The sequence below is a fragment of the Pseudocolwellia agarivorans genome (assembly GCF_002000085.1).
In the GTDB taxonomy this organism is placed as follows: domain Bacteria; phylum Pseudomonadota; class Gammaproteobacteria; order Enterobacterales; family Alteromonadaceae; genus Pseudocolwellia; species Pseudocolwellia agarivorans.
The window spans coordinates 19473-23802 of record NZ_MUZU01000023.1 but is presented as its reverse complement, the minus strand read 5'-3'; the positions used below and the strand labels follow the sequence as shown (position 1 = coordinate 23802).

Genomic DNA, 4330 nt, shown 5'->3' with positions numbered 1-4330 from the left:
TAGGTTTATCAGGCATATAACAAGCAATTCAACGGGACTTTTACAGCTGGCTGTGCTCGTTCCTCGCAATTTTAGCCAGCAATAAAAGCCCATTAATTGGGCGTTATGAGTATGCTGCTTTTGGTCTGTTTGTTTTAGTTAAAAGGGTAGTTGTACCAAGTGACTTTTGTATTCGTTTCATACGAGTTGAGCTAGGTTTAGTTTATCAATAGTCACTAATAGGCTTTGCCGTTTTAAAGACACTTTTGTGGCAAATCCATCAGTTCGTAAAGGTGTATTTAGTAGCTCAAGTTAGGCTTTATTTACAAATTGGGTGTTTACTAATAGAGTGTTGTTTTGAGTTAACCTAAGTTACTCATAACAAACAAATTAATAGGAATTTTACAGCTGGCTGTTTCGTTCCTCAACATTTTAAGCCAGCTATAAAATCCAATTATTTGGGCGTTAGTTCCACAGAGGCTCATCGATGTTTAGCGAAAAGTTTATCCTTTTACAGCAAGAAGGATTTTTAACTCAATCTAGTTTATCTCAAGGGTTAACCTTTTTGCGTAAGGCAAACATAGGCGATAAAGAAAGAGGACTGTTTTATTCCGCTTTTTTCCAATTAAGTATTGGAGTTGAACGCTTTATGAAAATAATCGTTATTTTAGATTTTATGGTAAAAAATGATCTTAAGATAATGACTGACAGAGAGTTGAAGCATAATTATGGTCACAAAATTAAAGACCTATATTCTGCGGTAAAGCGCATTGCTACCGAAAATGATGTAAATACTGATGGTTTTTTTCATGATGGAATTGAATGGGATATTATTCACTTTCTCCATGAATTTGCTCTCACTGCTAGATATTATAATTTATCTCAATTAGGCGGTACTTCAAATTCTAAAGATCCTTTGGCTGAGTGGTGGAAAATAATATTTGATTTGTATTTGGATGAAGTGACTGATGCTAAACGTATTAAAATTCAAAACGAATCGCTTGCTACTTGTGATGCAAGAGGTAGTAACTCATTTACTATGTTTCATAGTCTAAGTGGTGAAATAATGACAGAGTATGATTTGTTAACTCACCCTAGAATAGTCGAGGCGAGTTCCCCTCATAGTGTATGGTTCATTATTAAAATTTTATCACCATTATTTTCTGTACTTAAAAAGTGTCAACGTGATGTTCACACAATAGAGGTTTCAAAAGGCTTTAATTTCCCAAATGTTCCATATATGGATGAATTTTTTCCTTTTTTATATAGTAACAGGCAATCTTCATTACGCCGTAAAAAGTGGAACTAACAAGCAATTTAACGGGACTTTTACAGCTGGCTGTGCTCGTTCCTCGCAAATTTTAGCCAGCAGTAAAAGCCCATTAATTGGGCGTTAGCTTTAAATAAGGAGTTCATATTGAAATTTACAAATATAATAATTACTTGCTTATGTTTTTTTTCATTAAATGTGTATGCAAATGAAGAAATAGATAAACTCACACTACCAATATTGGAATCAATTCATAAAGGCGAGATTAATAACTTATTTTCAATGGCCTATCCAAAAGGAAGCCCAACTAGAAAGTATTTTTCTGACTCTGATGTTGAGCAATACAATACTAAGTTTCAGGGCAGCTTTCAGGCGTTAGGTAAATCAAGTGGTTATTTTGAATATCTTCACTCTGAAATACCCAGTGTGTTAGTGCTAAAATATTACGTTATAAAATTTGATATCGAACCAGTAATTGTTAAATTTATACTGTATAAACAAAATGATAAATGGCGAATTAACGCTTTTGAATTAGATGATGCACTTGATGACTACCTTGAGAAATCAGCAAAATCTCGTCTAGGTGATTTAAGTCATCAAGATATCCGAGAGGAAATTAAAGCTAACAAGTCGTTAAAGCAGGACAAATAACAGTTGGCTTTTGCTCCTGCGTCGCTTATTTTAGCCAACATATTATTTGCCTCTTAACGAGGCGTTATATGCAATTCATGTAGTAGGGTGCTTTAGCTAATAATTTGGTTATTAACTTTTACTTTTGTAAGTTCTGCTACGGGTTTCGCTATTGTAGTTATTCAATAGTCACTAATAAGCTTTGTTGTTTTTATTACTTCGTAATGTAACAAAGCTATTATTTCGTACTGGCATTTGTGAGTAGCTCAATTTATAGTTCATTTATTACTACCGTCTTTTACTTTGAACTTTTGTATTTAAGTTTAGGTTTATCAGGCATATAACAAGCAATTCAACGGGACTTTTACAGCTGGCTGTTTCGTTCCTCAACATTTTAAGCCAGCAATAAAAGCCCGTTATTTGGGCGTTAGGTAAATCTCTAGTTTGGTATTTTTAAAAGGATTTAAGTGAAAAAATTAATATTGATAATGTTAACTTCAATTGTATTACTTGGCTGTACGTCAACCAGCTCAATTGATAGCGGTAACTGTATTAAAGTTGCTAATAGAGCAGAAAATAATGGAGCTAAGTCTGGCGATGATTTATATAAAGAATGCCTAGATAAGCAATATCAAAAAAATGAGTCTAAAAAAGGCTTTTGGGAAAAATCAGCAGAAGGTTTAGCGTTTTTTGTAATGGATATTATCACTTCTTAGTAATGGTGAAAATTTACCTAACAAGAAATTAAACAAGGACAAAAAACAGTTGGCTTTTTGTTCACTACGTTCACTTATTTTAGCCAACCATTTTTTGCCTGTTAATTGGGCGTTATAAGCCTCAAAGGAGGAATCGTGATAAAAAATATAGTTCTATTATCCTTATTTATATTGAGTTTCAGAAGTTATGCTGTCGACTCCCCTCGAGAAATATACGAAGACTATGAGAAGAATCAAAAATTAGGCATGACATTTAATAAAATTTATTCTTATTATTCTAAAAGCAACAAAAAAAGAAATGAAGAGATATTATCTACTTATGCTAGTCAAATGAAAATGACTCGAGAGGAAGTGATTGAATTCTTTCTACCTAGCTTAAAAGTTGAGGCAAAATGTGAGGAAACTAAATTCGTTACTCAGGAAATTGATGGGAGTATTGCTTTACTAGAATATGAACTAACAAATATTTGTGAAGAATTATCTGAGGGTGAAGGGAAGCTGCTGATTAGACTAATAAATGAAAATGGTTGGAAAATAGATAAAATGGATTCATATGACTAAGGCTAGCGAAAACCAACTTTAAGCATTAGCTGCATGTAACTTACTAACTGAGTCGCTCGCGATTTTCGTGTACGTAAGGCGTCGTAAACCTTCTAATGCTTCTCTTAATACCAAGAAAAGATTCAAAAAGTATGGTTTATTATTCTTGTTAGATATTGAGTCCCAGGTAAGTAAATTGTAATCCGGCTTATAACAAGTCACTTAAAAGGACAAATAACAGTTGGTTTTTGCTCCTTCGTCGCTTATTTTAACCAACTATTATTTGCCTCTTAGTGAGGCGTTATGTGTTGCTGTTAACTTAGGAGTCAATATGAGCTTCAAATCTTGGCTGAGCTACTCGGAATTTGCTAGTAAAACATCAGCTAGGCCTCAAGATCCACTTGATAATGATTCCCGAGAGTTTCTAGCTTCAATCTTAGATACATGTAAAACCAAAGTAAGAAAACTAAGTGCTGGAACTATTGTATGGCGCGCACAGGCTGGATCACACAATGTGGCTTCACCAGATTTCCACATTGATGAGCGTGTTCCATACACATTTAAGCGAATGAAACCTGATGCAGAACATTCATCTGATGGACGAGCAAACACTAAAGGGATTCCCTGTTTATATGTTGCAGCAGATGCTGAGACAGCAATACATGAAATTAGGCCTTGGCCTAGTTTAGTTGTGAGTCTCGGGAAATTTAAGCTGGTAAGAGAGCTCAAATTTATAGACTTTTCAGAGTCATCAGATTCCAAACAGTTCCCATACTTTTTCTTCAATGAGCCTTCTGCTGACGAAATAATAAAGGCAGTATGGGCTGCTATGGATTTTGCTTTTTCTTGGCCTGTGGCGAAATCTGATTCCAAATCAGAATATGTACCGACACAAATAATATCGGAGCTTATCAAATCGAAAGGATATGATGGGATCATTTACAAAAGCTCTATAGCTAAAGGGCGCAATTATGTTCTTTTCAATTTAAATGATGCGGAAGTTATTCAGTGTGATTTATTTGAAGTAACTAAGGTTAAGTTTGACTTCGAAAAGTTATATTAGAGATCTGCTTTGGCTACGGAGCTTAGCAACACATAACAAGAAAATCAACAAGGACAAAAAACAGTTGGCTTTTTGTTCACTACGTTCACCTATTTTAGCCAACTACTTTTTGCCTGTTATTTAGGCGTTATG

Annotated in this window: 5 protein-coding genes; all 5 read left to right on the top strand. The window is 34.3% G+C overall.

The window, feature by feature from the left end; genetic code table 11:
• Window positions 1–466: 466 nt before the first annotated feature.
• The 5 genes from B0X80_RS19885 (at window position 467) to B0X80_RS19865 (ending at window position 4198) form a co-directional block, all read left to right on the top strand.
• Window positions 467–1288 carry a hypothetical protein gene (locus B0X80_RS19885; protein WP_077343565.1) on the top strand — a complete coding sequence of 274 codons (822 nt, stop codon included), beginning with the start codon at window positions 467–469 and terminating at the stop codon, window positions 1286–1288.
• A 108-nt stretch (window positions 1289–1396) separates the two neighbouring features.
• A complete protein-coding gene (locus tag B0X80_RS19880; RefSeq protein ID WP_077343562.1) occupies window positions 1397–1900 on the top strand; it encodes a hypothetical protein in 504 nt (167 codons plus the stop codon).
• Window positions 1901–2346: 446 nt separating this feature from the next.
• Window positions 2347–2595, top strand: a complete 249-nt coding sequence (locus tag B0X80_RS19875) for a hypothetical protein (protein WP_139345356.1) — start codon at window positions 2347–2349, stop codon at window positions 2593–2595.
• Window positions 2596–2730: 135 nt separating this feature from the next.
• Entirely contained in the window at window positions 2731–3156 is a 426-nt protein-coding gene (locus B0X80_RS19870; RefSeq protein WP_077343557.1) for a hypothetical protein, read from the top strand.
• A gap of 310 nt (window positions 3157–3466) precedes the next feature.
• Entirely contained in the window at window positions 3467–4198 is a 732-nt protein-coding gene (locus B0X80_RS19865; RefSeq protein WP_077343554.1) for an RES family NAD+ phosphorylase, read from the top strand.
• Window positions 4199–4330: the final 132 nt, after the last annotated feature.

Bases quoted from the DNA above. Each gene is read 5' to 3' on its own strand.
- B0X80_RS19885 (WP_077343565.1), top strand. From the start codon at position 467: ATGTTTAGCGAAAAGTTTATCCTTTTACAGCAAGAAGGATTTTTAACT.
- B0X80_RS19865 (WP_077343554.1), top strand. From the start codon at position 3,467: ATGAGCTTCAAATCTTGGCTGAGCTACTCGGAATTTGCTAGTAAAACA.